This is a genomic window from Bacterioplanoides sp. SCSIO 12839 (genome assembly GCF_024397975.1).
GTDB lineage: Bacteria > Pseudomonadota > Gammaproteobacteria > Pseudomonadales > Oceanobacteraceae > Bacterioplanoides.
On sequence record NZ_CP073745.1, the window covers coordinates 1787600 to 1814321 of the forward strand.

The 26722-nt window shown below is 49.3% G+C and carries 26 protein-coding genes; 14 read left to right on the plus strand and 12 right to left on the minus strand.

Annotated features, from left to right (window positions below; all coding sequences use genetic code 11):
- Positions 1-158 precede the first annotated feature (158 nt).
- Entirely contained in the window at positions 159-2219 is a 2061-nt protein-coding gene (locus KFF03_RS08280) for an NADPH-dependent 2,4-dienoyl-CoA reductase (protein ID WP_255860604.1), read from the plus strand.
- Positions 2220-2306: 87 nt separating this feature from the next.
- On the opposite strand, the gene KFF03_RS08285 is transcribed toward KFF03_RS08280, so the two are convergent.
- From KFF03_RS08285 to KFF03_RS08310, 6 genes are all read right to left on the minus strand, one after another.
- On the minus strand, positions 2307-3896 hold the full coding sequence (locus tag KFF03_RS08285) for an ATP-binding protein (RefSeq protein ID WP_255860605.1): 1590 nt from the start codon (positions 3894-3896) through the stop codon (positions 2307-2309).
- A 112-nt stretch (positions 3897-4008) separates the two neighbouring features.
- Positions 4009-7266, minus strand: coding sequence for an efflux RND transporter permease subunit (locus tag KFF03_RS08290; RefSeq protein ID WP_255860606.1), 3258 nt, complete (start codon positions 7264-7266; stop codon positions 4009-4011).
- 27 nt (positions 7267-7293) lie between these two features.
- Positions 7294-8397 carry an efflux RND transporter periplasmic adaptor subunit gene (locus tag KFF03_RS08295; RefSeq protein WP_255860607.1) on the minus strand — a complete coding sequence of 368 codons (1104 nt, stop codon included), beginning with the start codon at positions 8395-8397 and terminating at the stop codon, positions 7294-7296.
- A gap of 135 nt (positions 8398-8532) precedes the next feature.
- Complete coding sequence (locus KFF03_RS08300; protein WP_255860608.1) at positions 8533-9219, minus strand: TIGR01621 family pseudouridine synthase; 687 nt, start codon at positions 9217-9219, stop codon at positions 8533-8535.
- Positions 9220-9270: 51 nt separating this feature from the next.
- Positions 9271-9414, minus strand: coding sequence for a cell developmental protein SirA (locus KFF03_RS08305; protein WP_255860609.1), 144 nt, complete (start codon positions 9412-9414; stop codon positions 9271-9273).
- 12 nt (positions 9415-9426) lie between these two features.
- Positions 9427-9981, minus strand: a complete 555-nt coding sequence (locus KFF03_RS08310; protein ID WP_255860611.1) for an outer membrane beta-barrel protein — start codon at positions 9979-9981, stop codon at positions 9427-9429.
- 142 nt (positions 9982-10123) lie between these two features.
- On the opposite strand from KFF03_RS08310, the gene KFF03_RS08315 reads away from it, so the two are divergent.
- Positions 10124-10531, plus strand: a complete 408-nt coding sequence (locus KFF03_RS08315; protein WP_255860612.1) for a hypothetical protein — start codon at positions 10124-10126, stop codon at positions 10529-10531.
- Between the two features lie 41 nt (positions 10532-10572).
- A complete protein-coding gene (locus KFF03_RS08320) occupies positions 10573-10812 on the plus strand; it encodes a YkgJ family cysteine cluster protein (RefSeq protein WP_370647475.1) in 240 nt (79 codons plus the stop codon).
- A 10-nt stretch (positions 10813-10822) separates the two neighbouring features.
- Here the strand turns inward: KFF03_RS08320 and KFF03_RS08325 are convergent, their stop codons facing one another.
- On the minus strand, positions 10823-12433 hold the full coding sequence (locus KFF03_RS08325) for a methyl-accepting chemotaxis protein (protein WP_255860613.1): 1611 nt from the start codon (positions 12431-12433) through the stop codon (positions 10823-10825).
- 116 nt (positions 12434-12549) lie between these two features.
- On the opposite strand from KFF03_RS08325, the gene KFF03_RS08330 reads away from it, so the two are divergent.
- Entirely contained in the window at positions 12550-12861 is a 312-nt protein-coding gene (locus tag KFF03_RS08330; RefSeq protein WP_255860614.1) for a YqfO family protein, read from the plus strand.
- Here KFF03_RS08330 and KFF03_RS08335 read toward each other — a convergent pair.
- Positions 12856-13461: an NUDIX hydrolase gene (locus tag KFF03_RS08335; protein WP_255860615.1), complete on the minus strand. Its 606-nt coding sequence runs from the start codon at positions 13459-13461 to the stop codon at positions 12856-12858. The genes KFF03_RS08330 and KFF03_RS08335 overlap by 6 nt on opposite strands.
- A gap of 95 nt (positions 13462-13556) precedes the next feature.
- Positions 13557-13907 (minus strand): DUF3135 domain-containing protein, encoded by a 351-nt coding sequence (locus tag KFF03_RS08340; RefSeq protein WP_255860616.1) that lies wholly within the window; start codon positions 13905-13907, stop codon positions 13557-13559.
- A 302-nt stretch (positions 13908-14209) separates the two neighbouring features.
- On the opposite strand from KFF03_RS08340, the gene KFF03_RS08345 reads away from it, so the two are divergent.
- From KFF03_RS08345 to purT, 4 genes are read left to right on the plus strand one after another with little or no spacing between them, the layout of a single operon-like run.
- Positions 14210-14782 (plus strand): CoA pyrophosphatase, encoded by a 573-nt coding sequence (locus KFF03_RS08345; protein WP_255860617.1) that lies wholly within the window; start codon positions 14210-14212, stop codon positions 14780-14782.
- A 26-nt stretch (positions 14783-14808) separates the two neighbouring features.
- Positions 14809-15333: a gamma carbonic anhydrase family protein gene (locus tag KFF03_RS08350; protein ID WP_255860618.1), complete on the plus strand. Its 525-nt coding sequence runs from the start codon at positions 14809-14811 to the stop codon at positions 15331-15333.
- Between the two features lie 2 nt (positions 15334-15335).
- On the plus strand, positions 15336-15581 hold the full coding sequence (locus KFF03_RS08355) for a DUF1289 domain-containing protein (RefSeq protein ID WP_370647464.1): 246 nt from the start codon (positions 15336-15338) through the stop codon (positions 15579-15581).
- 58 nt (positions 15582-15639) lie between these two features.
- Positions 15640-16836, plus strand: a complete 1197-nt coding sequence (gene purT, locus KFF03_RS08360; RefSeq protein WP_255860619.1) for a formate-dependent phosphoribosylglycinamide formyltransferase — start codon at positions 15640-15642, stop codon at positions 16834-16836.
- Here the strand turns inward: purT and KFF03_RS08365 are convergent.
- The gene (locus KFF03_RS08365) at positions 16787-18382 is read right to left on the minus strand and encodes a diguanylate cyclase domain-containing protein (protein ID WP_255860623.1); all 1596 of its coding nucleotides are present in this window, start codon (positions 18380-18382) and stop codon (positions 16787-16789) included. The genes purT and KFF03_RS08365 overlap by 50 nt on opposite strands.
- Before the next feature lie 293 nt (positions 18383-18675).
- Between KFF03_RS08365 and KFF03_RS08370 the strand changes: the two genes are divergently transcribed.
- Positions 18676-19848 (plus strand): permease, encoded by a 1173-nt coding sequence (locus KFF03_RS08370; RefSeq protein WP_255860624.1) that lies wholly within the window; start codon positions 18676-18678, stop codon positions 19846-19848.
- Between the two features lie 58 nt (positions 19849-19906).
- Complete coding sequence (locus tag KFF03_RS08375; protein ID WP_255860626.1) at positions 19907-20497, plus strand: DUF3833 family protein; 591 nt, start codon at positions 19907-19909, stop codon at positions 20495-20497.
- Positions 20498-20549: 52 nt separating this feature from the next.
- Here the strand turns inward: KFF03_RS08375 and rimO are convergent, their stop codons facing one another.
- Entirely contained in the window at positions 20550-21857 is a 1308-nt protein-coding gene (gene rimO, locus KFF03_RS08380) for a 30S ribosomal protein S12 methylthiotransferase RimO (protein ID WP_255860874.1), read from the minus strand.
- Between the two features lie 322 nt (positions 21858-22179).
- Between rimO and KFF03_RS08385 the strand changes: the two genes are divergently transcribed.
- From KFF03_RS08385 to KFF03_RS08400, 4 genes are all read left to right on the plus strand, one after another.
- Positions 22180-22515, plus strand: a complete 336-nt coding sequence (locus KFF03_RS08385) for a hypothetical protein (RefSeq protein WP_255860627.1) — start codon at positions 22180-22182, stop codon at positions 22513-22515.
- Between the two features lie 73 nt (positions 22516-22588).
- Positions 22589-23794, plus strand: a complete 1206-nt coding sequence (locus KFF03_RS08390) for a BamA/TamA family outer membrane protein (RefSeq protein ID WP_255860630.1) — start codon at positions 22589-22591, stop codon at positions 23792-23794.
- 80 nt (positions 23795-23874) lie between these two features.
- Positions 23875-24936, plus strand: coding sequence for a DUF3524 domain-containing protein (locus tag KFF03_RS08395; protein ID WP_255860631.1), 1062 nt, complete (start codon positions 23875-23877; stop codon positions 24934-24936).
- A gap of 152 nt (positions 24937-25088) precedes the next feature.
- Complete coding sequence (locus KFF03_RS08400; RefSeq protein WP_255860632.1) at positions 25089-25877, plus strand: MipA/OmpV family protein; 789 nt, start codon at positions 25089-25091, stop codon at positions 25875-25877.
- Here the strand turns inward: KFF03_RS08400 and KFF03_RS08405 are convergent.
- Positions 25860-26708, minus strand: a complete 849-nt coding sequence (locus KFF03_RS08405; protein ID WP_255860633.1) for an alpha/beta fold hydrolase — start codon at positions 26706-26708, stop codon at positions 25860-25862. The genes KFF03_RS08400 and KFF03_RS08405 overlap by 18 nt on opposite strands.
- Positions 26709-26722 lie beyond the last annotated feature (14 nt).

Sequence of the window (26722 nt, forward strand, 5' to 3'; positions counted from 1 at the left end):
ATGATCAAGATAATCATAATTCTGCTAATCTTGATCATTTACCGCTTCCTGAATAGCAGTAAACTGACAACAATAAATAATTGAGCTCAAATCGGGTGGTTGTGAATGTTTCAGCGCCCAGGCTCTTATAAATAAATCGCTTTTTGAGAATAATCACGATGAGTCACTATCCCCACGTTTTTGAACCACTGGATCTGGGTTTCACCAAGCTGAAAAACCGTGTTGTTATGGGTTCGATGCACGTTGGCCTGGAAGATCGCCCATGGCATTTTGATGAAATGGCAGAATATTTCGCTGAACGTGCCCGTGGTGGTACTGGCCTTATGGTAACCGGCGGCTTTTCTCCTAACCGTCGTGGTGACTTATTACCGTTTGGTTCTAAGCTGATCTCCGGATGGCAGGTGCCTTTTCATAAGAAGGTGACCACCGCCGTTCATGAAGCCGCTTCCGACAGTAAAATCCTGCTGCAAATCCTGCACGCAGGCCGTTACGGTTATACGCCGTTTAACGTTGCACCTTCTGCGGTGAAATCTCCGATTACGCCGTTCAAGCCAAAAGAGCTGAGTGCCAAACAAATCGAAAAAACCATCGATGACTACGTGCGTTGTGCCAAGCTGGCACAAAAAGCCGATTACGATGGCATCGAGATCATGGGTTCTGAAGGTTACTTCATTTGTCAGATGCTGAACAAACGCGTTAACAAGCGCAGCGACGAATGGGGTGGCTCTTACGAAAATCGTATGCGTTTCCCGCTGGAAGTGGTACGTCGTATCCGTGCGGCCGTGGGTGAAAAATTTATTCTGATGTTCCGTTTGTCGATGCTGGATCTGGTCGAAGATGGCTCTGAGATGGATGAAGTGATTCAGTTGGCTCAGGAGCTGGAAAAAGCAGGCGTTACTATTATCAACACGGGTATTGGCTGGCACGAAGCCCGTGTTCCGACCATTGTCACCTCAGTACCTCGTGCGGCATTTGTTGATGTAACCGCCAAGGTAAAAGCGGCGGTGAATGTTCCGGTTGTGGCCTCGAACCGTATTAATATGCCAGATACGGCTGAAGATATTATTTCCAGCGGTAAGGCAGACATGATTTCTATGGCGCGTCCGCTGCTGGCCGATTCCGAATGGGCGAATAAAGCGGAAGCGGGCAAGGCTGACGAAATTAATACCTGTATCGCTTGTAACCAGGCGTGTCTGGATCATACCTTCCAAATGAAGCGTGCCAGCTGTCTGGTGAATCCGCGTGCCGGTCATGAAACCAAGCTGATTTACAAAACCGTTTCTCAGGCTAAAAAAGTGGCGGTAGTGGGTGCTGGTCCTGCGGGTCTGGCCTGTGCAAACGTTGCAGCACAGCGTGGTCATAACGTTACCTTGTTTGAAGCGCGTGAGCACATCGGTGGCCAGTTTAACTACGCGGCTCGTATTCCCGGTAAAGAAGAATTCCACGAGACCATTCGTTATTTCCACAAAATGATCGAGATTCATAACATCGATCTGCGTCTGAATACCTGGGTCGATGCTGAGCAGCTGAAAGCTGAAGGCTTCGATGAAGTCATTATTGCTTCCGGTGTTGAGCCTCGCGTTCCGAATATGCCGGGCGCTGATCACCCTAAAGTGGTGACTTATCAGCAGGTGCTGGATCAAGGCATGGAGCTGGGCAAAAAAGTGGCTGTGATGGGGGCTGGTGGTATTGGCTTCGACATGTGCGAATACCTGACCCATGAAGGCCCGTCTCTGACCCTGGATAAAGATGCCTGGATGAAAGAGTGGGGTGTTGATGGTCAGAACGAAGTACGAGGTGGCCTGAAGCCTCAGGAAATCGAAGAATCTCCGCGTAAGGTATACATGCTGCAGCGTAAGGCGTCGTCTTTTGGTAAAGGCCTGAATAAAACGTCTGGCTGGGTTCACCGTGCCGTGGTTGCTATGAAAGGTGTTGAAACCATTGGTGGCGTGAGCTACGACAAAGTGGATGATGAAGGCCTGCACGTGACCATCACCACCGGCAAAAAAGGCGAAGAAGTGACTGAAACCCGCGTGCTGGATGTGGATCATGTTGTTCTGTGTGCCGGTCAGGTATCCGTGAACAAGCTGCATCAGCAACTGGAGCAGGACGAAAGCAAAAACTTCAACCTGCATCTGGTGGGTGGTGCTGAGTTTGCTGGTGAGCTGGATGCAAAACGTGCTATCCGTTTAGCCAGTGAGTTGGCGTCGCAGTTGTAGTTCTGTCTGAACTAATACAACTACTACAATAAAAACCGAAAAAGCTCTGACACGCATGTGTCAGAGCTTTTTTATTGTCTGATCGATTTAATCCGTCACAACGTCGAGTTTTTTCGGAATAATTAAGCGGAAGCAGGCACCGTCACAGCCACAGTTTTTTTCGATATCAATTTCACCGTTTAATCGCTGGTTAACGATGTTATACACCAGGTGCATGCCCAGGCCGGTGCCACCTTGTCCCCGTTTGGTGGTGTAAAACGGATCGAAGATTTTTTGTTTGGCTTCTTCGGTTAATCCTTTGCCGTCGTCGGAATAACGAATCACCGCATTGCCTTTTTCTTCGGCGATAATGATGTTGATATTGCCTTGTTCTTTATCCTCAAAACCATGTATCAGAGAGTTCATCAGCAGGTTGGTCATGACCTGTGAAATAGCACCGGGGTAGGTACTCATGCGCATATGTTCTGAGCAATCGATATGCACTTTATGTTGGGTCTTTTTAAATTTAGGTGACAGGGTTTCGAGAATTTCATGCAGATAATCTTTGACGGAAAATTCACGAATTAATTCACCAGTCTGATCCTCAGAAACCTGCTTAAAGCTTTTAATCAGGTGTGCTGCACGTTGCAGGTTTTTATCCATGATGCTCAGGCTTTCATCCATAATGCCAACAAAATCTGAGAAGTCCTGTTTGGTGATCTGGCCGCTTTCAAAGCCTTCTTTTAATGTTTGATAGTGGTCATCGATATACGAGTGAATGGTAATGCACAGGCCCAGAGGGGTATTAATTTCATGAGAAATACCGGCGACCATCCCCCCCAGAGAAGACAGCTTTTCAGCTTCAATTAATTTACTTTGCGTTTTATTTAACGCTTTTAATGCGTGATTAAGTTCATCAATGGTGAGCTGCAGGCTTTGGGTGCGTTCATCAACCCGAGCTTCCAGTTCTGCATTGACGCGTTTTAATTGTTGCTGCGCCCGGGTTTTTTGTTTCAGCTCATTGTTCATTTTATCGCTGAGCGTGTTGAAGGCATGAATCAGAATGTCAATTTCATCCTTGGCGGCCGATTCCCGAATGGACAGTGCTTCTGAATGATCCGTATTGATCCGGTCGTTAACTTCCAGTGCCATCAGGCGGATACGAGAAGTGATAAGCCGGTGTACCACAAACACCAACAGACTGGTTAATAATAATAAACTGGCTAATTGTGCGCTGATCATCAGAAATGCACTTTGTGATGCTTCGGCCAATACGGCCTGGCGGTCAAAGGCGACCTGAAGATTACCTAACGATTTATCTTTATAAACCAGTTCGATCGTTTTGATGTCCTGGTGGTGTGGTCGCGTGCCACTTTCAATATCCAGGTTGAGGTTATCGGTTACCCGTACATAACTGATGGCTTCAAGGTTCATGATGCCTTTAACCTGGGTGTGAATCTGAGTCTCATCATAGAACCACAGGCTGGAGCCTAATGATTCGGTATAACCGGCCTGAATGTAATCCATGCGCGACTGAAACTCTTCCGTTTGCCGGTGATAATTCCAGGTTGCCAGGACAATCCCAATGATGATGGATAAAGCGAATGAGGAGAGTGCGAAATACAGGATGATGCGCCACACCAGGGAGTGCTGCATTTTGGCAGCATGAGGCGGCAGGTTGTATTGGTTATCCGGCATAACGTCCTTCAGTCTTGCTGATCAAAGAGCACAAAAAGTATCTTATAAGCTTAGACTAATTCAACAGGCACATCGTAACCAATCACGAAATGCCTGTAATCGCCTGAAGTGGCTACTGCTGTGATGACTCCGTTATATGCTGGCTGTTACGCATGGCTGCGAAATACAGCAGTGGAATCACCACTAAGGTCAGCAAGGTAGAAATCAGGATGCCAAAAATCAGGGAAATGGCCAGTCCGTTAAAAATAGGGTCATCAAGGATAAAAAAGGCACCAATCATGGCTGCTACGGCTGTTAATACAATAGGGCGGGCACGCACGGCAGCAGAGGTGACAACGGCATCTTCAAAACGCATGCCTTCCTCCAGCTGTTGGTTGATAAAGTCCACCAGCAGTATTGAGTTGCGCACAATAATGCCTGCTAACGCGATCATGCCAATCATGGAGGTGGCGGTGAACTGAGCGCCAAATAAGGCATGGCCTGGCATGACACCAATAATGGTCAAAGGAATCGGTGCCATGATGATCAGCGGTACCCGGTAGGAGCGAAACTGAGCGACAACCAGAAGGTAGATCAGAATCATTCCAACCCCATAAGCAATACCCATGTCACGGAAAGTTTCGTAGGTGATTTGCCACTCACCGTCCCATTTTATTTCCGTGGCTGTGGGGATTGCGGGTTCTTTTATGAAGTGCTGTTTCCAGTTCAGTCCGGCATCAGGCATAGCAGAAATAGCGGCAAATAAGCCATATAAGGGGCTGTCGAGTTCTCCCGCCATGTCGGCTGTGACAAATACCACCGGCTGAAGGTTTTTGCGGTAAATATTTTTATCTGTTGTTGTCTCATGCACCCGGATCAGATCACCAATCGAAACAAAACTGCCGTCGGCTGCCCGGACTTTCATCACCAGTAGCTGACTGAGGTTAACCTTATTGCCCTCGCTTAACTCCAGCCTGATGGGTAAGGGGTATTTATTATTTTCAACATGCAGGTAGCTGACATCTTCGCCGCCTAATGCGGTATTCACAGCCTGAACAATGCTGCTTTGACTCACTCCAAGGTGTGCTGCCCGCTGGCGATCAATATCGATCAGCCACTTCGGTTGATCGGCTTCAACCCAGTCATCAACATCAACAATATCGTCGGTATTTTCAAACAGGCTACGCAGTGCTTTGGCTGCCTTGATCTGGTCCGGGTAATGGGTGCCATACACTTCGGCAACAATAGGAGCCATGACGGGTGGGCCAGGGGGGACTTCAACAACCTTGACGTTGGCATTCAGGCGTTGGCCGATTTGCTGCAACGGTTCACGAACCGACAGAGCAATCGCATGGCTCTGGCGTTGTCGTTGCGATTTATCCAGCAGGTTGACTTGAATATCCCCCTGATTTGGCTGACGGCGAAGGTAATACTGGCGCACCAGGCCGTTAAAGTTAATCGGCGCTGCGTTGCCTGCATAAAGTTGCAGGTCTTTGACTTCGGGAACGCGGCTAAGCTCCTGGGACAGTTCCTCAAGCACAGCCAATGTTTGTTCAACCGGAGTGCCTTCGGGCATATCGACAATGACCTGAAATTCCGACTTATTATCAAACGGCAGCATTTTCAGCACGACGGCTTTGAATACGGGTAAGGAAACGGCGAAGGCGATTAATGCCATCACGCCAACAAACAACAGTAAGCGTTTTCTGGCTGCCTGAGCGCCTTCGATAAACGGCCGCATCAGTCGGTCAAATAAGCGATACAATTTGTCGGTTTTTATGTCCTCGGCCTTATGTGATGCCTCATGTGATGTCTTGTTCGCTGATGGCTTCGGGCTTGCTGGTTGCTGAGCGCTCAGTAGCTTGTACGACAGCCAGGGGGTAACCACAAACGCAACAATCAGAGAGATCAGCATGCCGGTGGAGGCGTTGATCGGGATTGGGCTCATATAAGGACCCATTAACCCGGTTACAAACGCCATTGGCATTAATGCCGCAATCACCGTAAAGGTGGCAAGAATGGTGGGGCCACCCACCTCATCGACCGCCGCCGGGATAATTTCCAACAGCTTTTTATTCGCATTCAGATGCATGTGGCGATGGATATTTTCAACCACAACAATGGCGTCGTCGACCAGAATGCCGATGGAAAAAATCAGCGCAAACAAAGACACCCGGTTAAGCGTAAAACCCCAGGCCCAGGAGGCAAATAACGTAATCGCCAGCGTGATTAAAATGGCACCTCCGACAATCACGGCTTCACGCCAGCTCATGGTGGCCAATACCAGAACCACAACGGCGGCTGTGGCAAACAGCAGCTTGGCAATCAGTTTGTCGGACTTATCTTTTGCAGTGAGGCCATAATCCCGGGTGATATCAGCATCAATGTTGTCTGGAATCAGATGGTTTTTGAGGGCTTGCAGGCGTTGTGAAATGTCTGCCGTGATATCAATGGCATTCATGCCGGGCTGTTTGGCAATAACCAGGGTGACAGCATTACGACTGCTGGCATCGGTCTGAGTGCTGATAGGGATATGGCGGCTGTATTGCTCTGCGGTATCAGGTTGCAGGCGAATATTGGCAATATCTTGCAAATACACCAAGCCACCGGCGTTTTTGCCGACAATCAGTTGCCCCAATTCAGCCGTTGAGCTAAGGAAGCTGCCAACTTCTACCTGAATGACCTGATTGTGTTGGATTAACGGTTGTTGTTGGCCACCCGCATTGGCGCTCATTAAGGCGTTACGAACATCGCTGAACGCCAGGCCATGGCCATTCATTCGGGCCGGGTCCAGCTCGACATGCACCACCGATGATTGCTCGCCGAGAGTATAAATATCCCGGGTGCCGGGAACGCGCTTGAGTTCCGTTTCTAATGCGTGTGCCAGCTGCGTCAGTTGTTCGCCATCAACCTCGTCATCTGCTGACGATAAAGTGATACTCATAATGGGTACGTCATCAATGCCCATGGGTTTGATCACTGGCGGCATAACGCCGAGGTTGGCTGGAAACCAGTCATTGTGACTGTAAACCTGATTGTAGAGATTCAGAATGGCTTCTTCACGCGGTATACCCACTTCAAAGGCAACCGTCAGTACAGCCTGACCTGGCTGAGAAATCGAAAAAATATCATCGACCCCTTTGATTTCAGACAGCACCTGTTCTGCCGGTATGGCGACTAATTGTTCCACCTCTTTCGGGCTGGCGCCCGGGTAACCAATAAAGACATTGGCAAAGGTCACGTCGATTTGTGGTTCTTCTTCTTTGGGGGTTACAACGATGGCGAAAAAGCCCAATAGCAGGCCAATGATTGCCAGCAGTGGGGTGATGGCAGAATTCTGAAAAGCCCGTGCGATTACACCCGAGAGGCCTAATGGATTCGATTGATTCATAGTGTCATCCTTATTCACAACAGACGGTTATTGCTCGTTCTGGCTGACTTCAGCCAGTCGGGCATAACCATCAACAAACAGGATGTCGCCTTCGTTGAGGCCCGACAGCACCTCAATGTTGCTCTGGATGGGGTTGCCTTGGACAGGGTTACCTTGGAGGCGGTTGCCAAGGCGAACCTGTCGCAACACTGTGCGCTCTTGTTGTTGCAGCAAAACAGCCGCCATGTGTGAGCGGCGAATTATGGCTGATTCGGGTATGACGATGGCCTGACGTTGATCGTAAGTGAATATCAATCGAGCCCAGTTACCCGGTAATAACTGCCTGGCTGACAGGGTGGTGTTCTGAGTTAATAGTGTTTCTGTTGCGGGCAGATTAGCGCGCAGCCGCACACTGTGGTGCTTACGGTCAGCGAATGGAAATAATGTCACTGTGTCCGGTTGAATGGTTTGATCTTCAATTTGTACGCTGATTTGTGATGCCGATTCGTAGCGCTGGGCCAGCCGTTGCGGTAAGTCGGCAATCGCACGGACATGCGCCAGCGACATTCCCGTCATCAAGGGAGTGCCGGGAGCCACCAGCTCACCGATTTCAACATGACGGTCTTTCACCAGGCCCGCATAAGGTGCACGTACCTGGGTATAAGCGAGTTGTTCACGGGCTTGTTGCACTCCGGCTTTGGCTGCCGTCACCATCGCTGCCGCGCTTTTGGCCTGGGCTGCAGAGCTATCGAGCTTGCCCTGTGACAAGGTGCCTTGCTGATGCAGCTTCTGATTACGCTGTAAAACGATTTGCGCGTCTTCATTCTGGGCAATGGCCTGAGCCAGCCCAGCTTCTGCCTGAGCCAGGCTGGCGCGTTGTTGGGTATCTTCGATCGTCAGCAGCAGGGCGCCGGCCTCTACCACATCATTCACATCATAATGGATGGCGTTGATACGCCCTTGTGTTTGTGCTGAAACCGTACTCTGATTAACGGCTTCCAGTGTGGCTTCGAGGCTGAAAGAGACCGGAATGTGGGTCAGTGAAACGGTTTCGGTTTCCGATTCGGCCAGGCTGTGGTTGCTCAGCAGGGTGGCAATAAGGGAGCTGAAAAAAAACGACTGAAAGTGCAGCCGGCCCTGACGAAAACGCATGACGATATTCCTGTTCTTAAAATTACTGATTAAGAATATAGAAATATAATGGTTCGGTCGAGTCAGGACTCCGCTTGACGTGGAACAATCCGTTTCAGTGAACCGGATCAGCGCTATTGAAAAGCGGAAGTGCCTTCAATCCTGAAAAAGCTGCTTGGGGTCTTGCCAGTCCTGAGGGATTGCAGGCCAGTCGGATTTTCCGGGTGGGCAGAGCAAGGTGATCTGTTCACCGTTTTCTTCCTGAAAACGTAATGCATAAGCATGCAGGTACGTTCTGTCGGAGGGCTGGCCGCTGTAGCGTTGATCGCCATCGATCGGTGCCGACAGGCTTTTCATCGCAACCCTGAGCTGATGGGTCTTGCCGGTTGTGGGGGATAACAAAAACAAACGCTTTTGCTGCTGGTCATCAAAGTGGCTGACGAAACGGGTGATTGCCGGGTTTTCCTGAGAGCGTAGTAGCTTCCAGCTGCCGTTTCGGCTTTTATTCATATCACCTTTGACCCAGCCCTGTTTTTTCTTTGGTTTCAGGCTGCTGACAGCAAGATAGCGTTTTTGTATCTGGCGTTGTGAGAACTGCTGGGAAAAAAAAGCGGCACTTTTCTCATTGGTGGCAAACAACAAAATACCCGACGTGACTTTGTCCAGCCGGTGTACCGGCCATAACTTTTGTTGCAGTTGCTCACTGAGTTGAACAACTAACCCGGCCTGATCATTGTCACTATGAAAACTGATGCCAGCCGGTTTATTAATCACCACACAACTCTCTGATTGATAAAGCAGAGAGAAGTGTGGTGGTTCTGGCAGTTGAGGGGGCACTTGCATGTGGTCGTGTGATAGCTGTGGGTGTTTTAGGGTGGTTACAGAACCATGTGGCTATTGTTCGGTCAGTTCCAGTAAGCGGCGAACCAGTGCTTCAAACAGTTGGGCTTGGTCGTTATCGCTGTCAGCGGTCAGGCTGTACATAAGACGTTCAATTTCTGCGCGCGACATATAACGCACGGCAACAGCGGTTGTCATAAATTCTCCGATTCAGAAGCGGTAGCTGATTAATAAATTACTGACATAGGCATTGGGCTCTTTATCCGAACCAATACGTTTGTTCTCACTGTAATAGTCGGCGTTATCGCGCAGGGAAGCGGATAAATCCAGCGTTACAGCCTGGTACTGATAGCCAAGGCCAAGATGCCAGCCCCAACCATTAAAAATTCGATGGGCGGTGTCATTGTTGCGCTCTACTTCAATCTTTTCGCGGTGCCAGCCAGGTCCGGTATAGATACGAAAACCGGGTTTGGATAAGCCGTAACCAATCATCATCTGGGTTTCAAAGCCCGATAACTGTGTGTCTTTGGTTTGGGTGCGATACAGCATAAAGCGCGACGCGAGATAATCCGACTGTGGCATTTCAGCAAATACAGACAAGCCGTAATTATCATTTTTGGGCATGTAGTCTTCTGCCGGGTCGATATGTGCCGAAAACAGCCCGGCACCAACACGAAAATTGGTGGGTTCTGCCTGCACAAACGCTGACGGAAGCAGGCTGATCAGCAGTGCTGAAGCAGCCCGTAAAGTGGAAAGCCTGGTCATAAAAAATTCCCTAAATCAGGCTGGCAAGGCTATATCAGCCGCTGTTGCTATACAACACCCGGAAGCGACAATTGCCGGACGAAAACACTCTGTTTTATAGCAAGGCTCCTATACTGATGGAGATATTCAACAGGAGTTATCTATGAGACATGATTTTTTTTCTGCAATACAGGCTGGTGTTATCTCGTTGGCATTGCTGGTGGCAGGGGGTGGCAGTGCTTCAGTCACTGCTGCGCCTGACTCCGTTAACCCCGATTTGTCCGCACCAACTCAGGACGCCCGTGAACATCATGGCAGTGGTAACGTGGAGTTTATTGGCATTCAGTTAGCCGATTCATTAGAAATTCCCGGGTTGAAGAAACCCCAGTTGCAGGTGGTTGAAGAAAAGTACTCCGTCAGGGCACTGAATCATCGCTGGAAAACCTATGACAATATCGAAAAACAGCCAGAAGAATATCGTCGCCTGCATCGTTATGCCGTGAGGTATAATCTGATGATGTGGAAGCTGGAAAACAGTCCGGCTTCTGATCGTTTTAAGTATCGCTATTGATGTGTTTGGGAATGCCCGGGAGGTGATTGTTGGAGTGTCGTTTGGGATGTGGGGCTTGCTGTATCGCACCATCGATATCAACGCCGATTCCGGGTATGCCACAGGGAAAACCTGCCGGGCAGCGATGTATACAGCTGGACGATAATAATCTGTGCCGGATTTTTGGCCAGCCTGAGCGGCCGGCCGTTTGCCTGAATTTTAAAGCAGATGCGGAGATTTGCGGAGAGCAAAACCAGGTGGCTCTGGACAATCTGATTTCGCTTGAAACGCTGACTTCCTGATCTAAGACTCTTACAGCTTAAACTGCTTCACTAACCGGGTCAGGTTGTTGGCCAGAGAAACCAGGTTCGAGGAAACCTGAGTGGTTTCTTCAGCGCTGTTGACGGTGTTGCGGGAGTGCTCGCCAATGGTATTGATACTGCGGGTCACATCATCACCAATGCTGACTTGTTCCTGCATCTGACTGAGTGTTTCCGCATTCAGGGTGGTCATTTGGTCGACGTGTTGTGTCATGCGGTGCAGTGCTGATGCGGCTTCGCGCACCTGATCCAAGCCTTCGGTTGCGGTGGTTTGTGCGGTTTGCATCGAACTGACAGCTTTATCGGCTTCTTGTTGCAACTGCTCAATCATGGTCTCAATTTCCTGGGCAGACTCATGTGTGCGTTGTGACAGTGTTCTGACTTCATCAGCAACCACGGCAAATCCGCGGCCACTTTCTCCGGCGCGAGCGGCTTCGATTGCCGCGTTAAGGGCCAACAGGTTGGTTTGTTCGGCAATGCCTTTAATCACCTCAAGGACACCACCCACGCTGGCCGTTTTTTCATCCAGAGAGGTCACAACTTCCGCGGTTTGTTGCATCGCCTGGTGCATGTTCTCAATGGTCAGTGAAGCCTGGTCGGTTTTATTGACCCCATCACTGGCAACATTTTTGGCTTCAACCGAGGCTGCGCTGCTTTGTTCTGCATTGTTCATCACCTGAGTAATGCTGGTCTGCAAGGTTGAGATCGATTGCTGGATTTGTTCGGTTTCAATATTTTGTTGATCGGCCGCATTTTTGGAATGGCGTGAAGTGGTATCGATATGTTGAGCCGCGCCTTCCAGTTGTTCGACACTTTGAACCACTTGTTGCAGTGAATCTGAAAAGCGTTGGGTCATGGCGTTCAGGGCTTTGGCCGTTTGCCCCAACTCGTCTGAGCTATCGACGATGACCTGGTGAGTTAGATCCGAATCCTGCTCCATCGCACTTAAGCTACGGTGGATATGACGAATAGGGCGCAACATAAATTTGCGCAGTAAGAAGGACAGCACAAACAACGCAATCATGAACATGGCAATTTGAACCGCACCCATCTTCATCATGTTTGTCTGAATGTTGGCGTCTAATTCATCCAGGTTGTAGGTGATGCGGATGGCGCCGAGGATATCGCCTTCCTGTGCCTGATGGCAGGCCAGGCAGTTGGTTCCCCGGTAGTTTTGTTGGGCAATCACCGGGCGCACAAAGGTCATGGTGTGGCCTTCGTTACCAAAGTGTTCAACAAAAGCACTTTCGCCACTCATGGCGCGCCGGTCCAGTTCATCCTGGGGGTATTCGTGTGCGGCCCCTTTGCCGTACAGGGCATCAATCTGAGGAGAGCGCATCATTCGCGCTTCGGTGATGCTTTTATCAGAGGTTAACTTCTCCCGAACAGCTTCCCGATTGTGCATTGCACCGGAAATCATCAGGATATTCATGGTATCCAGATATCCCGATGCTTTATCTCTCAGCTGGGCCTGCACCATGTCATGGGCCATTTTTTCTTCGGATGAAACGGCAATACTGATCACCGTAACCATTACCAAAAGAAATATAATCCCAAGTGTAAAGTACACTTTTTTCTGTATTGAGAAGATTTTGTCGGTCATTAACGTTTCTTAACTGCTGGATAAGACTTTCTAATAAGGCTAGTAGAGGACGTTAAGATTGCGAATAAAAATTTAACTATTGTTCTTTTTATAATTAGTAATATAGGTATGTTGTTATGTATAAGTTGGCTTTTTTTGTGCCGGAGTCTCATCTTGATGTGGTGAAGGCCGCGGTTTTTTCGATAGGAGCCGGGAAGATTGGTGATTATCAGGAGTGTTGCTGGCAGGTTTTAGGGCAGGGGCAATTCCGCCCAATGGCGAGCGCCGATCCTTTTATTGGTAACGCCGGCATACTGGAACAGGTAGACGAGTTTCGGGTCGAGTTGGTGTGTCAGGATGCCTTGATCAAAGAGGCCGTTGCTGCACTCAAACAGGCTCATCCGTATGAAGAACCTGCTTATGATGTTTGGAAGCTGGCTGAATTATGACTCGGATGACAGTTTCAGCTTTTCTTGTTCTTCGAGCTTCCTGAGTGACTCTGATAACTCAATGGTGCCACTTAAACATTGCTTCAACTGATGTTCATCGCGTTGATGTTTGAAATAATAACGCAGGGTTTTTGCAACGGTTGAAAACGCGATGTTATCCCAGGGGATATTGTCTTCGGAAAACAGCTGAACATCCAGGCTTTCTTCGCCTGAAGAGAACTCGGGTTGGTTCATTATTGCCAGATAAAACAGATGTACCTGATCAATATGCGGGATGCTGAGCATAGAGATTGGTTGTTCCAATAACACATCCGCATTTGCCTCTTCACGGGTTTCCCGTAACGCAGCCTGCTCTGTGCTTTCACCATTTTCCATAAAACCTGCGGGCAGGGTCCAGTAGCCCTTTCTTGGCTCAATTGCCCGCTTACACAATAAAACCTGGTTGCCTTCGTTGGTCTTATAAACCGGTAGGGTGCCTGCCACAATTTTTGGGTTTTGATAAAAGATGGTGCTGCATTCCGGGCAGACATCACGCAAACGATTGTCGCCCTCAGGGATGATGCGAGTCAGCAAGGCTGAGCATTGACTGCAATATTTCATGGCAGGGGTATCCGGGTTGATCAGGCCGTCAGTATAAGAGAAACCCCAGCCTGGCGGAAACAGCCTATGAATAATGCTTCACGTTTGATCGGTCATCAGGCCCGGACAGCAAAGGGCAGGATTTGTGCGGCTGATTGAATTTCGGAAGCTGCCTGTTTTGCAGAGGAGCGTGAAGGTGGCTGCTTTTGTGTTTCTGGTTCAATCACTTGTTTCAGCTCAAACAAGCAATCGTGCATCATTTTAGAAATACGAATACAGGAAGACATCGGATTTGAAGCAATCTGGCGTTCGGCATCAATCTGAAATTGCAGCCCACGCAGTCGACGTTGGTAAGCTTGCGGGGCGCTACTGATCAGGTTGCTGACCAGTTGCTGGCGCAGCTGTTCCAGTTGCTCTGGATTGTTTTGTGCCAGTTTCAGCATGTCATCAAAAGAAGGAAGTCCCATCCTGTTCTCCTGCACCCGAAGGTCAAAAACTTGAAAAGTGTCAAAACTAGTCTACTGGGTATTTCGAGGCGTCAAAATCTTGTAATTCTTTGTTTTTTACGATCTAAGTTGTTGAAAAATATAGCAATGTTTTTTTGACGCTTTTTGCTTCATTTGGAAAATTGTTTTAAAACAAAGAGTTAAAGCTGAAACCGTTGGTGAGTTGTTATCTATAAGTATGTCATTGAGTCATTGATAAACGATCGTTAATGAATAAATGATCTAACTGTATTGCTGGCTATGGTTTCGCTTACAATAGCGAAATGAATAACTCCGACTTATATCAGCAATTGGCCGGGCGCCTCGCCAGTCGAAGCCCGCGCGAAATTCAGCAACCGGATCTGGCCGAAGCCGGGGTCTTGGTGGCCATTACCGATGAAGATGAGCCACGTTTATTGCTCACGCGCCGGGCCAGTCATTTATCCACTCATCAGGGAGAAGTGGCGTTTCCGGGAGGCAAACGTGACCCGGAAGATGAAAGCATCATTGCCACGGCCTTGCGGGAAGCCGAAGAAGAGGTTGCCCTCAGGCCTGGCGACGTTCGTGTCATTGGTGTTATGGATCAGGTCGTGTCGCGCTTTGGTTATCTGGTCACACCTGTGTTGGCACTGATACCACCCGGGCTTGAATTTGACGCGAATGAAGCTGAACTCGATGCGGTATTCTGCACGCCAATCAGCCTGTTTCAGCAACCTCCTTCCAGTTATTTTGAGCACCAGCAAGTGAAAATTCCCAGCTTTGATTACCAGGAGTTTCACATCTGGGGGCTGACGGCAATGATGATCACCGAGATGATGAACCATCTCTGGGATGCCGATATTGAGTATCGGATATAACCAATAACAACTATGAGTAACCGTGTATGTTTTATCAGTTAGGCGATTTAATCCCCGAGAGGGGCGAGCAGGTATTTGTGGCTGATAATGCCAGTGTGATTGGTAATGTTCGTTTGCTGGAGCAATCCAATGTCTGGTTTAACGCCGTGTTACGTGGTGATAACGAACCTATCACGGTGGGAGCACAAACTAATATTCAGGATGGCTCGGTATTACACAGTGATCCGGGTTATGCCTTAACACTGGGTACTGGTGTAACCGTAGGGCATAAAGTGATGCTGCACGGTTGTACCGTCGGGGATTATTCTCTGATTGGTATCAATGCCGTGGTGCTCAATGGCGCCAAAATAGGCAAACATTGCATTATTGGTGCAAATGCACTGGTGCCGGAAGGTATGGAAATCCCGGATGGCTCTCTGGTGGTAGGTTCTCCGGCTAAAATCAAGCGTCAGCTCAGCGACGGACAGAAAAAAATGCTGGAAGCCAGTGCTGCGCATTATGTGCATAATGCTCAGCGTTTTTCGCAACAATTAAAGCCGCTGGAGATGTAACGGTGACCACAGACGAGTCCATGAACCGCAAAGCCATGCCCACGAACAGCAAAGCTGAGCCAAGCGCAGATGTGCCAAGCCCGTGCGTCTATATCTGTGCATTGGATGATCAGGATGTGTGCATTGGTTGCTATCGCAGTGCCGCAGAAATTACCGGCTGGAGTCGTTACAGTAACGAAGAGAAGCAGGCGGTGTTAAAAAAAGTCGGTGAGCGGGAGCGTGCTTCAGGCAATTTTATTGCTTCCTGAATCAGCCGATTTTCAACGAACATTTTTATTTCTTTGTATTCAGAATAATGAGTAACACATGACCACTATCGGAACCCCTTTTTCGTCAACTGCCACCCGAGTGCTGCTATGCGGTGCCGGAGAATTGGGCAAGGAAGTCGCTATTGAGTTGCAACGCCTGGGTTGTGAAGTTATTGCGGTGGATCGTTACGCCAACGCACCGGCGATGCAGGTCGCGGATCGCAGCCATGTGATCAGTATGCTGGATGGTGAAGCACTGCGTCGTGTGATTGAACAGGAGCAGCCGCAACTGGTGGTGCCTGAAATTGAAGCTATTGCCACTGATACGCTGGCGCAGCTGGAGTCTGAGGGTGTGAATATTGTGCCAACGGCACGGGCCACTCAGCTAACGATGAATCGTGAAGGCATTCGTCGTCTGGTTGCAGAGACACTCAATATCCCTACGTCTTCTTATGAATTTGCAGCCACCGAAGCGGAGTTTCTGGCAGCGGCAGAGCGCATTGGTTTTCCGTGTCTGGTGAAGCCGATTATGAGCTCTTCTGGTAAGGGCCAGAGTTTTGTGCGCGAAGCCGGGCAATTAAAAGCCGCCTGGGATTATGCTCAGGAAGGTGGCCGTGCTGGAAAAGGCAAAGTGATTGTTGAAGGTTTTGTCGACTTTGATTTTGAAATCACTCTGCTGACCATTCGCCACCACAACGAACAGGGTGAGACCATTACCAGCTTCTGTGAACCCATTGGTCATCGCCAGCAAGACGGCGATTATCAGGAGTCCTGGCAGCCACAGGCCATGTCACAAGTTGCGCTGGAAAAGGCTCAGCAAATAGCTGAGCAGGTAACCAGTGAACTCGGTGGTTTGGGGCTGTTTGGTGTAGAACTGTTTATTAAAGGCGAAGACGTGATTTTCTCAGAAGTTTCGCCACGCCCTCATGATACCGGGCTGGTGACGCTGATTTCGCAGGACCTGTCGGAATTTGCATTACACGCTCGCGCTATTTTGGGATTGCCGATTCCGAATATTCGCCAACATGGCCCATCCGCGTCGGCCGTGTTATTGGTTGCCGGTGAATCACAGCAAATGCAATACGCTGGTTTGGGTAAAGCGCTGGCGGTGGCAGATACTCAGCTGCGTTTATTTGGTAAGCCAGAGGTTCAGGGTAAACGCCGCCTCGGGGTAGCCTTAGCAAAAGACCAGACGGTCGAAGCGGCTAAGGAGAAGGCTTTGTCGGTGGTAGCTGAAATACAGGTGACTCTGTAATTTCGGTATGTTGATCAATCAGGGTGCAGCGGCAGCAATTCCGCCCTGCATCCTTGGCCGAATAAAGAGCGGCATCTGCCGCGCGAAACCAGTCATCGGTGTTGAGATTTTGCAGCCAGCTGCCAGTTTCTTTCAGCCAGGCAATGCCAAAACTGACGGTCAGTCGGTCGCTGGTGGTTGAACCTTTATGTGGAATATCCAATGCACGAATCTTGTTTTGTATCAATGCGTTCAGAGCGCTGAGATCGTCCTGATTGCGCAGATAGCACAATAAAACAAACTCCTCGCCGCCGTAGCGGAAGGCGTATTCATCCTGACGTTGAGTGCACGACTCTAATGCCTTACCGACCTGCCGGATAACCTGGTCACCTAATTGATGGCCATAAATGTCATTAAATTGCTTGAAGTGATCAATGTCGATCAGGATTAGCGCGATGTTTTGTTGGTGTCGCTGGCTGCGGCGCCAGGCTTGTTGCAGCTTGTCTTCAAATGCCCGCCGGTTACAAATGCCGCTCAGTTCATCGGTCAGTGATAATTCGGTCAGTTCAGAGCGTTGTTTTTGCACCCGTGACTGAAGGTCGTTAAAGGTGGAGCGTAATTCTTTGAGTTCTTTAACCTGAATAAATGGCAATGGATTCAGTTCTGGTAAGGGTTTGATATTAGAGCGGCGTAAATGATAAGTAACGTAGCGCAGTGGCTCGGTCACCAGGCCCAGAAAAGCGAGATACAGGATCAGCGGAATAACCGCGACCAGAATATAAGTGAGGTAAAGTTCATTGGGAATCAACTGGGGCATCAGGCTGTTGGGAACACGAACTTCTAATTGAACCGGTGCTTTGCCCAGTGGGTTGGTCAGGCAACGTTTTACTGATTGCTGCAATTCTGTAATAGCTACGTCGGCGGGTGTGCAGTCACTTGCTGGGTTGCTGTAAGTGGCAAAAGTGACTCCGGTAATGTCTTGTATTTGATGCCAGAATGATTTTGATAATGGTTTGGCAAACAGAAAATATCCATTGCTGGTGATGTCCGCGGCTGAGTTACTGATCTCCGCAATAGAGATGATATACAGTTTTTCATCAACCCGATAAATACCGGCTGTTTGTGCCAGCTGCTGGATGGTTTGGTCTTTCGATTGTTGTTGTACCCAGTGGCTGATAGGGGATGATTCTTCACTAAGGAAATCGCCATTCTGTAATTGTTGGCTGAGTAAAATATCGCCATCGTTGTTCAAAATGGCGCTGGCTGAAAGGCCCAGGCTGGTGTAGTTGGCGGCCACAATATTAGGTGCCTGATCCAGTTTGCCGTCGGAAGCAACAAAGGCATAGACATCATTCCATTGGGCATAATCGATGGTCACACTCAGCTGTTGTAGCAGGTGTAGAGAGACCAGGCCGGTAATGCTGTTTATTTCCCGTTGCTGAATATGCTGTATCTTGTCCAGTTCTTGTGGGTAGAACCACACGGCACGCGAAATCACAAACCCAGCGAACAATAGCAGCAGGTAGATGCCCGATAATATCAGTGCGATTTTGCGAATAGTCAGCATGAAATTTTTGGTGCTCCGGTGGAACCCTGAAATCTAGGTGCTTCTGAAATCTAAGCGCTTCTGAATTGTTCAGAGCACCCTAGATTATTCAGAACACCCTGGATTATTCAAAAGTATAGAAGGTAAACACCGTTTTGCTGTTATGGTAGGACTGAACCTTGATTCAGCGGGTTATCACAGAGTAAGAAAGCCCGGTATCATCGACTCGCAATGAGTTTCCGGAGAAAACAATGTCGTGTTGCGATAAACCTGAAAACACTTCTGCATCCTCGTGTTGCCCATCCGAAAATAAGATGACTACGACATCTGCGCCTGGATGCTGTGGCTCGGTAGCCAAGGGTTCTGCAACCAATGCTCAGACAGCACCAGAAGCTATGTCGGGCAGCTGTTGTGCCCCCTCTGATGGTGGTAAGCCGAAAACAGACTGGATATTTGTGGTTTGTGCGCCCGCCGTTGTATTGGGCTATCTGCTGTTTTTGTGGCTGGAAAGTGGTTTTGTGGGCAGTGGTTATGTCGAAAGTGGCCACGAGCATATGGCACAGCCTCTGGTTTGGTGGCAAACCATGATTCACACGTCTTATGAGATGGTTAACGCCATGTGGTGGGGGATTTTGTCAGCCGCTTTTTTTGTTGGCTTGCTGGGTCGGATTCCACGAGAACTGATTATGTCGGTGTTAGGCCGTGGTGGCACAAAACGAGGTTTATTCCGCGCCACACTGGCTGGGTTGATGCTGGATTTATGTAATCACGGCATTTTAATGGTGGGCATGAAGCTGTATGAGCGTGGCGCCAGTATTGGCCAGGTGATGGCATTTCTGATTGCCAGTCCGTGGAATTCATTGACGCTGACGTTAATTTTGGTGGGCTTGATTGGCTTGCCACTGACGCTACTGTTTATTGTGGCTTCGATGGTGATCGCCTGGATCAGTGGTTGGCTATTCGATCGGCTGGTCGAACGCGGCACCTTACCCGATAACCCTCATCAACAGGAATTCACTCAAATTCCATTTTGGCCAACCTTAAAATCAACCTGGCGTGAGCAAGACTGGAGCGCTAAGGCGTTAGCGGCCATGTTCTGGCAGGGGTTAAAAGAATCAAAAATGGTGCTGCGCTGGGTATTCTTCGGCATTGTGCTGGTGGCTCTGATTCGTGCTTTTGTGCCAGAAGACAGCTTTGGTGTGTGGTTTGGTGCCAGCCTGTCTGGCTTATTCCTGACTTTGCTGGCAACAACAGTGATTGAAGTGTGCTCTGAAGGCTCCAGCCCGATTGCCGCTGATCTGGTTAACCGGGCCGGTGCGCCGGGCAATGCCTTTACCTTCCTGATGGCCGGTGCCGCGACGGATTACACTGAAATTATGGCGCTGCGGGATACCACTCAGAGCTGGAAAATAGCGCTGTTTTTGCCATTAATCTCAGTGCCCCAGGTATTGTTTATTGGTTGGTTGATCAATCTTTACGCCGCCTGATCTGTATTCACAATAAAACACCTGTATATTGGTTGTATAAATCATGTATAGGTGTTTTATGTTATACCGTTATCTTCTTGTTTTGTCGTCTTCTGCATTAGCCGCTTGTGGCAGTGTTGAAGTGTCGACCAATGAATCATTCCCCCACGAGTTAAACCCTCGCACCTTTTTTGAAGGAAAGATTTGCGCAGATGGGGTGGTACGTGATTATTCCGGACAGCAGATTCGCCACTTTAATGCCGAGATTATTGCCAGCTGGGATAGCGATGGAGTCGGCACCTTAGCCGAAGAATTTCGTTTTAACGACGGAATTGAATACCGTACCTGGACGCTGGCACCGCTGATGGAGGATGAGACCGTTGTCGCTTATTCAGCATCCGCCACAGATGTGCCACAAGCCACACGCATGGAGTTTTCCGGTAATGCCATTCATATGGATTATCAGCTGAATTATCAGACTGGCGTTGACGATTCTGGCAAACCAGAAACCCTATCGCTGACCATGACGGATCGTATGTATCAGGTTGCTGAGGGTGTGGTGGTGAACGAAACCATGATGTCGAAGTTTGGTATCGACGTAGGGCAGGTGCTACTGGTGATGCGCCAGGTCGGCGAAGAACATTCCTGCTGGATGAATGAGGGCGTTTAGCCCTCATTCTTATTTGGGTATCAGGCTGATTTTGCCTCGGTTGTTTAAGATCTCAGGCTGATAGTGGACTGCCCCATAAATCGTATTCATCAGAGTGCTCAATTACCACGTCGATCATGTCACCCGGCTGGCAATCCTGAAAGCCATTCAGATACACCATGCCGTCGATGTTTGGCGCATCCGCATACGTGCGGCCGATTGCGCCTTCTTCGTCGACTTCATCGATCAATACCGTCATGGTTTGGCCAATACGTCGTGCTAATTTACGGTTACTGATTTCTTGCGCTTTGGCCATAAAGCGTTCCCAGCGCTCTTGTTGAATATCTTCTGGGATATGATCCGGCAGTTCATTGGCCTTAGCGCCTTCAACCGGGCTGTATTTAAAGCAGCCAACCCGATCTAACTCGGCTTCGTCCAGCCAGTCGAGCAGGATCTGGAAGTCTTCTTCGGTTTCACCCGGGAAACCCACCACAAACGTCGAGCGTAATACCAGGTTAGGCACTTGCTCGCGCCATTTCTTAATGCGTTCCAGGGTGTTTTCCGCATGAGCCGGGCGCTTCATCAGCTTCAAAATGCGTGGGCTGGCGTGCTGGAAGGGAATGTCCAGATACGGCAGCACTTTGCCTTCGGCCATCAGCGGCATGATGTCATCCACGCTTGGATACGGGTACACATAATGCAAACGTACCCAGGCACCCAGTTTGCTCATCTGATTACACAAATCGTAAAGCTTGGTTTTCACCGGCATGCCATCCCAGAAACCAGTACGGTATTTCACATCCACACCGTAGGCCGAAGTATCCTGAGAAATCACCAATAACTCTTTAGTGCCGGCTGCCACCAGACGTTTGGCTTCATCAAGCACATCACCCACCGGACGGCTGACTAATTTGCCGCGCATATCCGGGATAATGCAGAAGGTACAGCTGTGGTTGCAGCCTTCGGAAATCTTCAGATACGAATAATGACGCGGGGTCAGTTTTACGCCTTCTTCCGGCACCAAATCGATAAACGGATTGTGATCTTGTGTCGGTGGTACCCATTCATGTACCGCATCCATCACTTCTTCGTAGGCATGAGCACCGGTAATGGCTAATACGCCCGGGTTTTCTTCTTTGATCAGTTCCGCATCGGCGCCTTTACCCATGCAGCCGGTCACGATCACTTTGCCATTTTCAGTCATGGCTTCACGAATGGCATCCAGCGATTCTTGTTTGGCGGAGTCGATAAAACCGCAGGTATTCACCACAACCACATCGGCATCGGTGTAGTTGTTGCTGATTTCGTAGCCATTAAGTTGCAGCTGAGTCAGGATTTTTTCACTGTCGACCGAATTTTTCGGACAGCCCAAACTAACCATGCCAACACGGCCGTTAGAGGGCAGCTCACTGCTGCTAGGGTCAAAGTTACTGGCATCAGATTCAAAGCTTGCGCCTTCGGAAATCGGTGGGTTGCTCATTGGCAGGCCTCTATCAAATCAAGCGAAACGGTGCTGCTGAGCATTATTGGAATAAGAATCAGATATGGCGATTAAGCCTGCTCAGGCAATCAACTCAGGTTACAATGCTGACATGCCAACGTTGTATTCAGTAACCTCGTTGGCAGGAATAAGTACCTAAGCGGAAAGCGGGCGATTGTAACGATTTTCGCGGTCTGCGTCATGCCTGTGTCGAGAGGATGTTATGGCCACCAATGAACAGATTCTGAATGTCATTAACACGCTGGATCAGTCCTCAGCGGATGTGGTGGCGATACAGCGAGCACTGGCACAAACAGGTTTGCCAGAGCCACAGGTTGAAGAAAGCCTGTTATTAATTGCACTGGCTTTTTGCCGTGCGGCTTATCGGTTTCGTCCTGAGGTATCAGAATTGCCAACGGATGCGGATTTTTTGCAATCGGATCTCTATCAGGCTGCATATCAGGTAGCCAGCAGTTGTGCCTTGAGTGAAGCCATTCATGTGGATGTCTTTAACACGATCGTAAAATTCAGCCCGGAGTATCAATATTTCCGACGCTGAATTTGCGGATAGTGCATAGAGTGTTGGCCAACATTTTGATTAGATCGCGCGCGAACTTCAGGGAATTCCTTTTATGTCTTATCGTTATCTGTGGCAACGTATATCGTGCGCAGCATTGCTTTTTCTGGCGGCCAATAGCTGGTCTCTGGATGTTGAACAGTTTATTGACCCAATCGACGGGCATCCGGATATGTCTCAATATCTGTCGGAGAATGCGTTTGGCTTCTTACCGATTCCCATTGTGATCACTGAACCGGCTGTCGGCGCCGGGTTGGGTGTTGCCGGTTTGTTTTTTCATGAAACTGACGAGGAAGCGGCGGCACGTAAGCAAGCCATGTCGGGGGAGAACGCAGGTAAACACTTATTGCCACCCAGTGTATCCGCCATTGCAGCAGCTTATACCGGCAACGGCTCCACCTTTTTAGGTGCCGGGCACATGGGTTTTTTTGATCAGGGGCGGATTCGTTACCGGGGAGCTGCCGGGGTCGCCGATGTCACCGTTGACTATTACAGTCTCGGCGGTGTCGAGTTACCTAAGCCGGTTGGTATTAAAACCGAAGCGCTGGCGGTCTTTCAGACATTGAAGTTTCAGGTTCAGGATAAACCAATCTTTGTAGGGCTGATTCAGCGTTATTTGGATGCTGATCTGAGTCTCGACGGTGATGTACTCGATGATCAACCTGATAGCCCAACGGGTATCCTGTTGCAAGAACTTAACGATCTGGCGACCCGTGAGATTACAACGTCAGGCTTGGGTGCTGGTGTTGAGCTGGACCTGCGTGACAACGTGTTTACTCCCACCGATGGCTATTATTATGACTTCTCTTATGTGGCGTACCGTGATGCCATTGCCAGTGATATCGACTACGACTGGTATCGTTTTTCCGGCTTAAACTATTGGCCGCTGGCGAAGCAATGGCGCTTGGGGGTACGTTTTGATAGTGAAGCGGTTGATTCTGATCAGCGTCTGCCACCGTTTGCTCGTCCTGGTCTGGATATGAGAGGTATTCCGGCAGCGCGTTATCAGGGGACTCATATGGCGTTATTAGAAAGTGAACTGACCTGGCAGTTAACTTACCGCTGGAGTGTATTGGCCTTTGCTGGTGCCGGGCGAGTGTCGGAAGCACTCGACGAAATTCGTGAGGCAGACAACCAGGTAATGCGAGGGGCGGGCTTTCGCTACAACGTGACCCGTCAGTATGGTTTTCACATGGGGATAGATATCGCCCGCGGCCCGGAGGAAACCGTTTGGTATATCCAGGCAGGCTCGGCTTGGTAATGGTACCTTTCTGTTGCACCTGCAGAGAGACTGTTGGCGCAATATAGAGAGTGCTGAGGTAATACGGTATAAAGCCCGGCATGAAACAGAAAATTCTATTGCTGTCGGCTTATCGTTCCGACAGTCACGCTTATTGGGCCGATTGGCTGCAGCAGGAAATCGGTGGCGAGCACGGAGTGGAATGGCGGGTGCTGGAGTTGCCCGGGCGTTATTTTCGCTGGCGTATTCGTGGTAATCCGCTGTCCTGGCTGAACGAGTTAACCGAGTTGCTGCAGCACTGGCAGCCGAACCGTATTTTGGCGACGTCGATGGTGGATGTCAGCACCATTCGTGGTTTGTTTCCGGCATTAGCGCACTTGCCGCTCGATTATTATTTTCACGAAAATCAATTTGCTTACCCGACCGGAGAAGGACAACACTCGTCGTTAGATCCACAAATGGTGCAGCTCTATGGCGCTTTGGCAGCGGATCGGATCTGGTTTAATTCCCGTTTTAATCAGCAGTCGTTTCTTACGGGTGTTGAGCAGTTGATGAAAAAACTACCGGATCAGGTACCAGTAGGTCTGGCAGCACAATTACAGCAGAAATGCGGCTGGTTGCCGGTGCCGGTCAGAGCTGTTCCCACTTCAGCGGTTGCCAAAACTCAGAACTTAATTGTTTGGAACCACCGCTGGGAATACGACAAAAACCCACACTTCTTTCAACAAATTTTGCGGCAGCTGAAACAGCAGGGGATTGAGTTTTCATTGGCACTGTTAGGCCATCGTGCTCCGAAAACGCCTGAAGTACTGAAGCAGATTGAAGATGAGTTTGCCGGACATATTCTGGTTAATGGCCGGGTATCAAAAGCGGATTACCAATACTGGCTGAACCAGGCTCAGGTGGTTGCCAGTACGGCTAAACATGAATTTCAGGGGCTTTCCATGCTGGAAGCCAGCAGCGCTGGAGCGATTCCAGTGGTGCCGGATGATTTGTGTTATCAGGAGCAATATCCCAAACAGAATCGCTACCCGGTTGATGATTTGCCTCAGGCGGTAGAGACGGTTATTGATGCGTTGCGCGGCCAGTTGTCGGTGTGTGATGTCAGTGACTGGTTAGCCGATCAGGTTAAACCGCGCTGGATCGAGGTTTTAAATCGCTGATCTGAACTTTTTGCTTGTGACTGGCGTCTGAAAACTATTCAGTCACTTATTCGACGACTTATTTTTGTCGCAGCGATCATTTTTAAAGGCCACTCATGAAAATAACAACCGTTACAAAAACGCTTCAGTCCGCCAGTCTGGCCGGAACCCTTATGATGGCAACGGTAATCCCCATGGCGCAGGCGGAAGATAGTGAGGACGGTTTCTGGCACACCGTTACCGAGCCAGCCTCCGGCTTGTGGTCTGTTGGCGCGGTTGCTCGTGACAGTGCCTTTCGTGATGTTGATGTCGAAGTGAATCCGGCCTTGTTGGTGTTTGGCGGTTATGGTGATTTTTTTATTGAAGCCAACCGTATTGGTTATGGGGTTTATCGCGACGGTACCAACTTTGCCTCAGTGATTGGTAATCTGCGAACTCACACCAGTTTAAGCGATGATCAAATTGACGATAGCGATGTTCTGTCGGCTTATGATTTAGACCAGCGTGACAGTGCGTTGGAAATTGGCTTTCAGGTTGGGCGTCGTTTAGGTGCAGGCTGGGTTGGCCGGGCAGCGGTATTACAGGATATTTCTGGCGCGCACCAGTCGCAGGAAGCAGAGCTGTTATTTTATCGCCGTGATGATGTGGCCGGTTTTCGTATCCTGACGACGGTTGGTGCTCAATACCAGACGGAAGATTTTAACGATTATTACTTTGGTATTGATCGTGACGAAATCCGTAACAGTGCCACGCAGGATGTTTATGACGCTGGTGCCGGGTTTTCTGCCGAGTTGGAAGTTATTGCCACCTACGATTTTCACTGGGGTGGTCAGGCCGATAATAAGTGGGGCGCCTATGTTGGCTTGCGCCACTTCCAATACGATGACGAAGTGTCCGATAGCCCGTTGGTGGGTAATGGGCTGGTACAACAATATTTTGTTGGTTTAGGAAAATACTTCTGATTGCGAAAAAATATTTTCTTTGAGTTTATTAATCAGCCAAGCGCTGTCGTCCATGGATAAATCATGCCCGGCAAAACCGTGGCGTTCGAGGGGTTTGTTCCAGTGCTGAGCAATGGCCGCGGTACAGTTTGGGTTAACTAACCGATCCCCCTGGCTGTGATAAAAATAACAGTGATCAATTGGCGCGTGTGGTTGGCCCCGGTAGCGACTGGCCGCTAATAACTGAGTGACCGCATTGCGCAGCGACAATGGATGTTGCTGTGAAAAATCTTGCCAGCGTTGAGTCAGTTGCGCGTCTTTTTGAACATTAATCGTCCAGTCGATAATTTTCTTTTCCAATCGCTGTTGATTAGCGATGGAGGGCAATAAGGAAAAAAACGCACGGGTTTGCATGCGTTGCCAGGGGAGGGAAAACCGTCCGGCACTGGTATTGATTAAATGCAGTTGCTGCACTTCTTTTGGATAGTGTGTTGCCCATTCGGTTGCCATCATGGCCCCCATCGACATCGCAATAATAATCGCGGGAGGCTTTGTTCCTGCAGCTGCTTTTTCGGCTATTTTTGCAGTTTGAGTCTTTTGAGCTGGCTGAATTTCTTGAATTTGAGCCTGCTGACTCTGATCTAAAGCTACTTGCTGGCGCACATCCAGCATCATGGCGTGTATGGAACTTGGGGTATTTTCCTGAAAACGTTCGCCATTTCCAGCCAGCTCTGGCATCAGAATGCGGTGTTGCGGGAAAGCTTGTTGTAATTGTTGGGGAAACTGATCCCAGTGGAAGCGGCTTCTGATTAAGCCGCGAAGTAAGATGATGTCAGCTGCGGTTTGGGTCATAACAGTTGCTCCGG

Excerpts from the sequence above, each read along its gene's own strand:
- KFF03_RS08305 (WP_255860609.1), bottom strand. The coding sequence starts at position 9,414 with ATGACAACCGCTGTTGCCGTGCGTTATATGTCGCGCGCAGAAATTGAA.
- KFF03_RS08310 (WP_255860611.1), bottom strand. The coding sequence starts at position 9,981 with ATGACCAGGCTTTCCACTTTACGGGCTGCTTCAGCACTGCTGATCAGC.
- KFF03_RS08290 (WP_255860606.1), bottom strand. The coding sequence starts at position 7,266 with ATGAATCAATCGAATCCATTAGGCCTCTCGGGTGTAATCGCACGGGCT.
- KFF03_RS08325 (WP_255860613.1), bottom strand. The coding sequence starts at position 12,433 with ATGACCGACAAAATCTTCTCAATACAGAAAAAAGTGTACTTTACACTT.
- KFF03_RS08300 (WP_255860608.1), bottom strand. The coding sequence starts at position 9,219 with ATGCAAGTGCCCCCTCAACTGCCAGAACCACCACACTTCTCTCTGCTT.
- KFF03_RS08375 (WP_255860626.1), top strand. The coding sequence starts at position 19,907 with ATGTTATACCGTTATCTTCTTGTTTTGTCGTCTTCTGCATTAGCCGCT.
- KFF03_RS08370 (WP_255860624.1), top strand. The coding sequence starts at position 18,676 with ATGACTACGACATCTGCGCCTGGATGCTGTGGCTCGGTAGCCAAGGGT.
- KFF03_RS08295 (WP_255860607.1), bottom strand. The coding sequence starts at position 8,397 with ATGCGTTTTCGTCAGGGCCGGCTGCACTTTCAGTCGTTTTTTTTCAGC.
- KFF03_RS08395 (WP_255860631.1), top strand. The coding sequence starts at position 23,875 with ATGAAACAGAAAATTCTATTGCTGTCGGCTTATCGTTCCGACAGTCAC.
- KFF03_RS08315 (WP_255860612.1), top strand. The coding sequence starts at position 10,124 with ATGAGACATGATTTTTTTTCTGCAATACAGGCTGGTGTTATCTCGTTG.
- KFF03_RS08335 (WP_255860615.1), bottom strand. The coding sequence starts at position 13,461 with ATGAAATATTGCAGTCAATGCTCAGCCTTGCTGACTCGCATCATCCCT.
- KFF03_RS08345 (WP_255860617.1), top strand. The coding sequence starts at position 14,210 with ATGAATAACTCCGACTTATATCAGCAATTGGCCGGGCGCCTCGCCAGT.
- KFF03_RS08285 (WP_255860605.1), bottom strand. The coding sequence starts at position 3,896 with ATGCCGGATAACCAATACAACCTGCCGCCTCATGCTGCCAAAATGCAG.
- KFF03_RS08330 (WP_255860614.1), top strand. The coding sequence starts at position 12,550 with ATGTATAAGTTGGCTTTTTTTGTGCCGGAGTCTCATCTTGATGTGGTG.
- KFF03_RS08400 (WP_255860632.1), top strand. The coding sequence starts at position 25,089 with ATGATGGCAACGGTAATCCCCATGGCGCAGGCGGAAGATAGTGAGGAC.
- purT (WP_255860619.1), top strand. The coding sequence starts at position 15,640 with ATGACCACTATCGGAACCCCTTTTTCGTCAACTGCCACCCGAGTGCTG.
- KFF03_RS08405 (WP_255860633.1), bottom strand. The coding sequence starts at position 26,708 with ATGACCCAAACCGCAGCTGACATCATCTTACTTCGCGGCTTAATCAGA.
- rimO (WP_255860874.1), bottom strand. The coding sequence starts at position 21,857 with ATGGTTAGTTTGGGCTGTCCGAAAAATTCGGTCGACAGTGAAAAAATC.
- KFF03_RS08390 (WP_255860630.1), top strand. The coding sequence starts at position 22,589 with ATGTCTTATCGTTATCTGTGGCAACGTATATCGTGCGCAGCATTGCTT.
- KFF03_RS08350 (WP_255860618.1), top strand. The coding sequence starts at position 14,809 with ATGTTTTATCAGTTAGGCGATTTAATCCCCGAGAGGGGCGAGCAGGTA.
- KFF03_RS08280 (WP_255860604.1), top strand. The coding sequence starts at position 159 with ATGAGTCACTATCCCCACGTTTTTGAACCACTGGATCTGGGTTTCACC.
- KFF03_RS08340 (WP_255860616.1), bottom strand. The coding sequence starts at position 13,907 with ATGGGACTTCCTTCTTTTGATGACATGCTGAAACTGGCACAAAACAAT.
- KFF03_RS08365 (WP_255860623.1), bottom strand. The coding sequence starts at position 18,382 with ATGCTGACTATTCGCAAAATCGCACTGATATTATCGGGCATCTACCTG.
- KFF03_RS08385 (WP_255860627.1), top strand. The coding sequence starts at position 22,180 with ATGGCCACCAATGAACAGATTCTGAATGTCATTAACACGCTGGATCAG.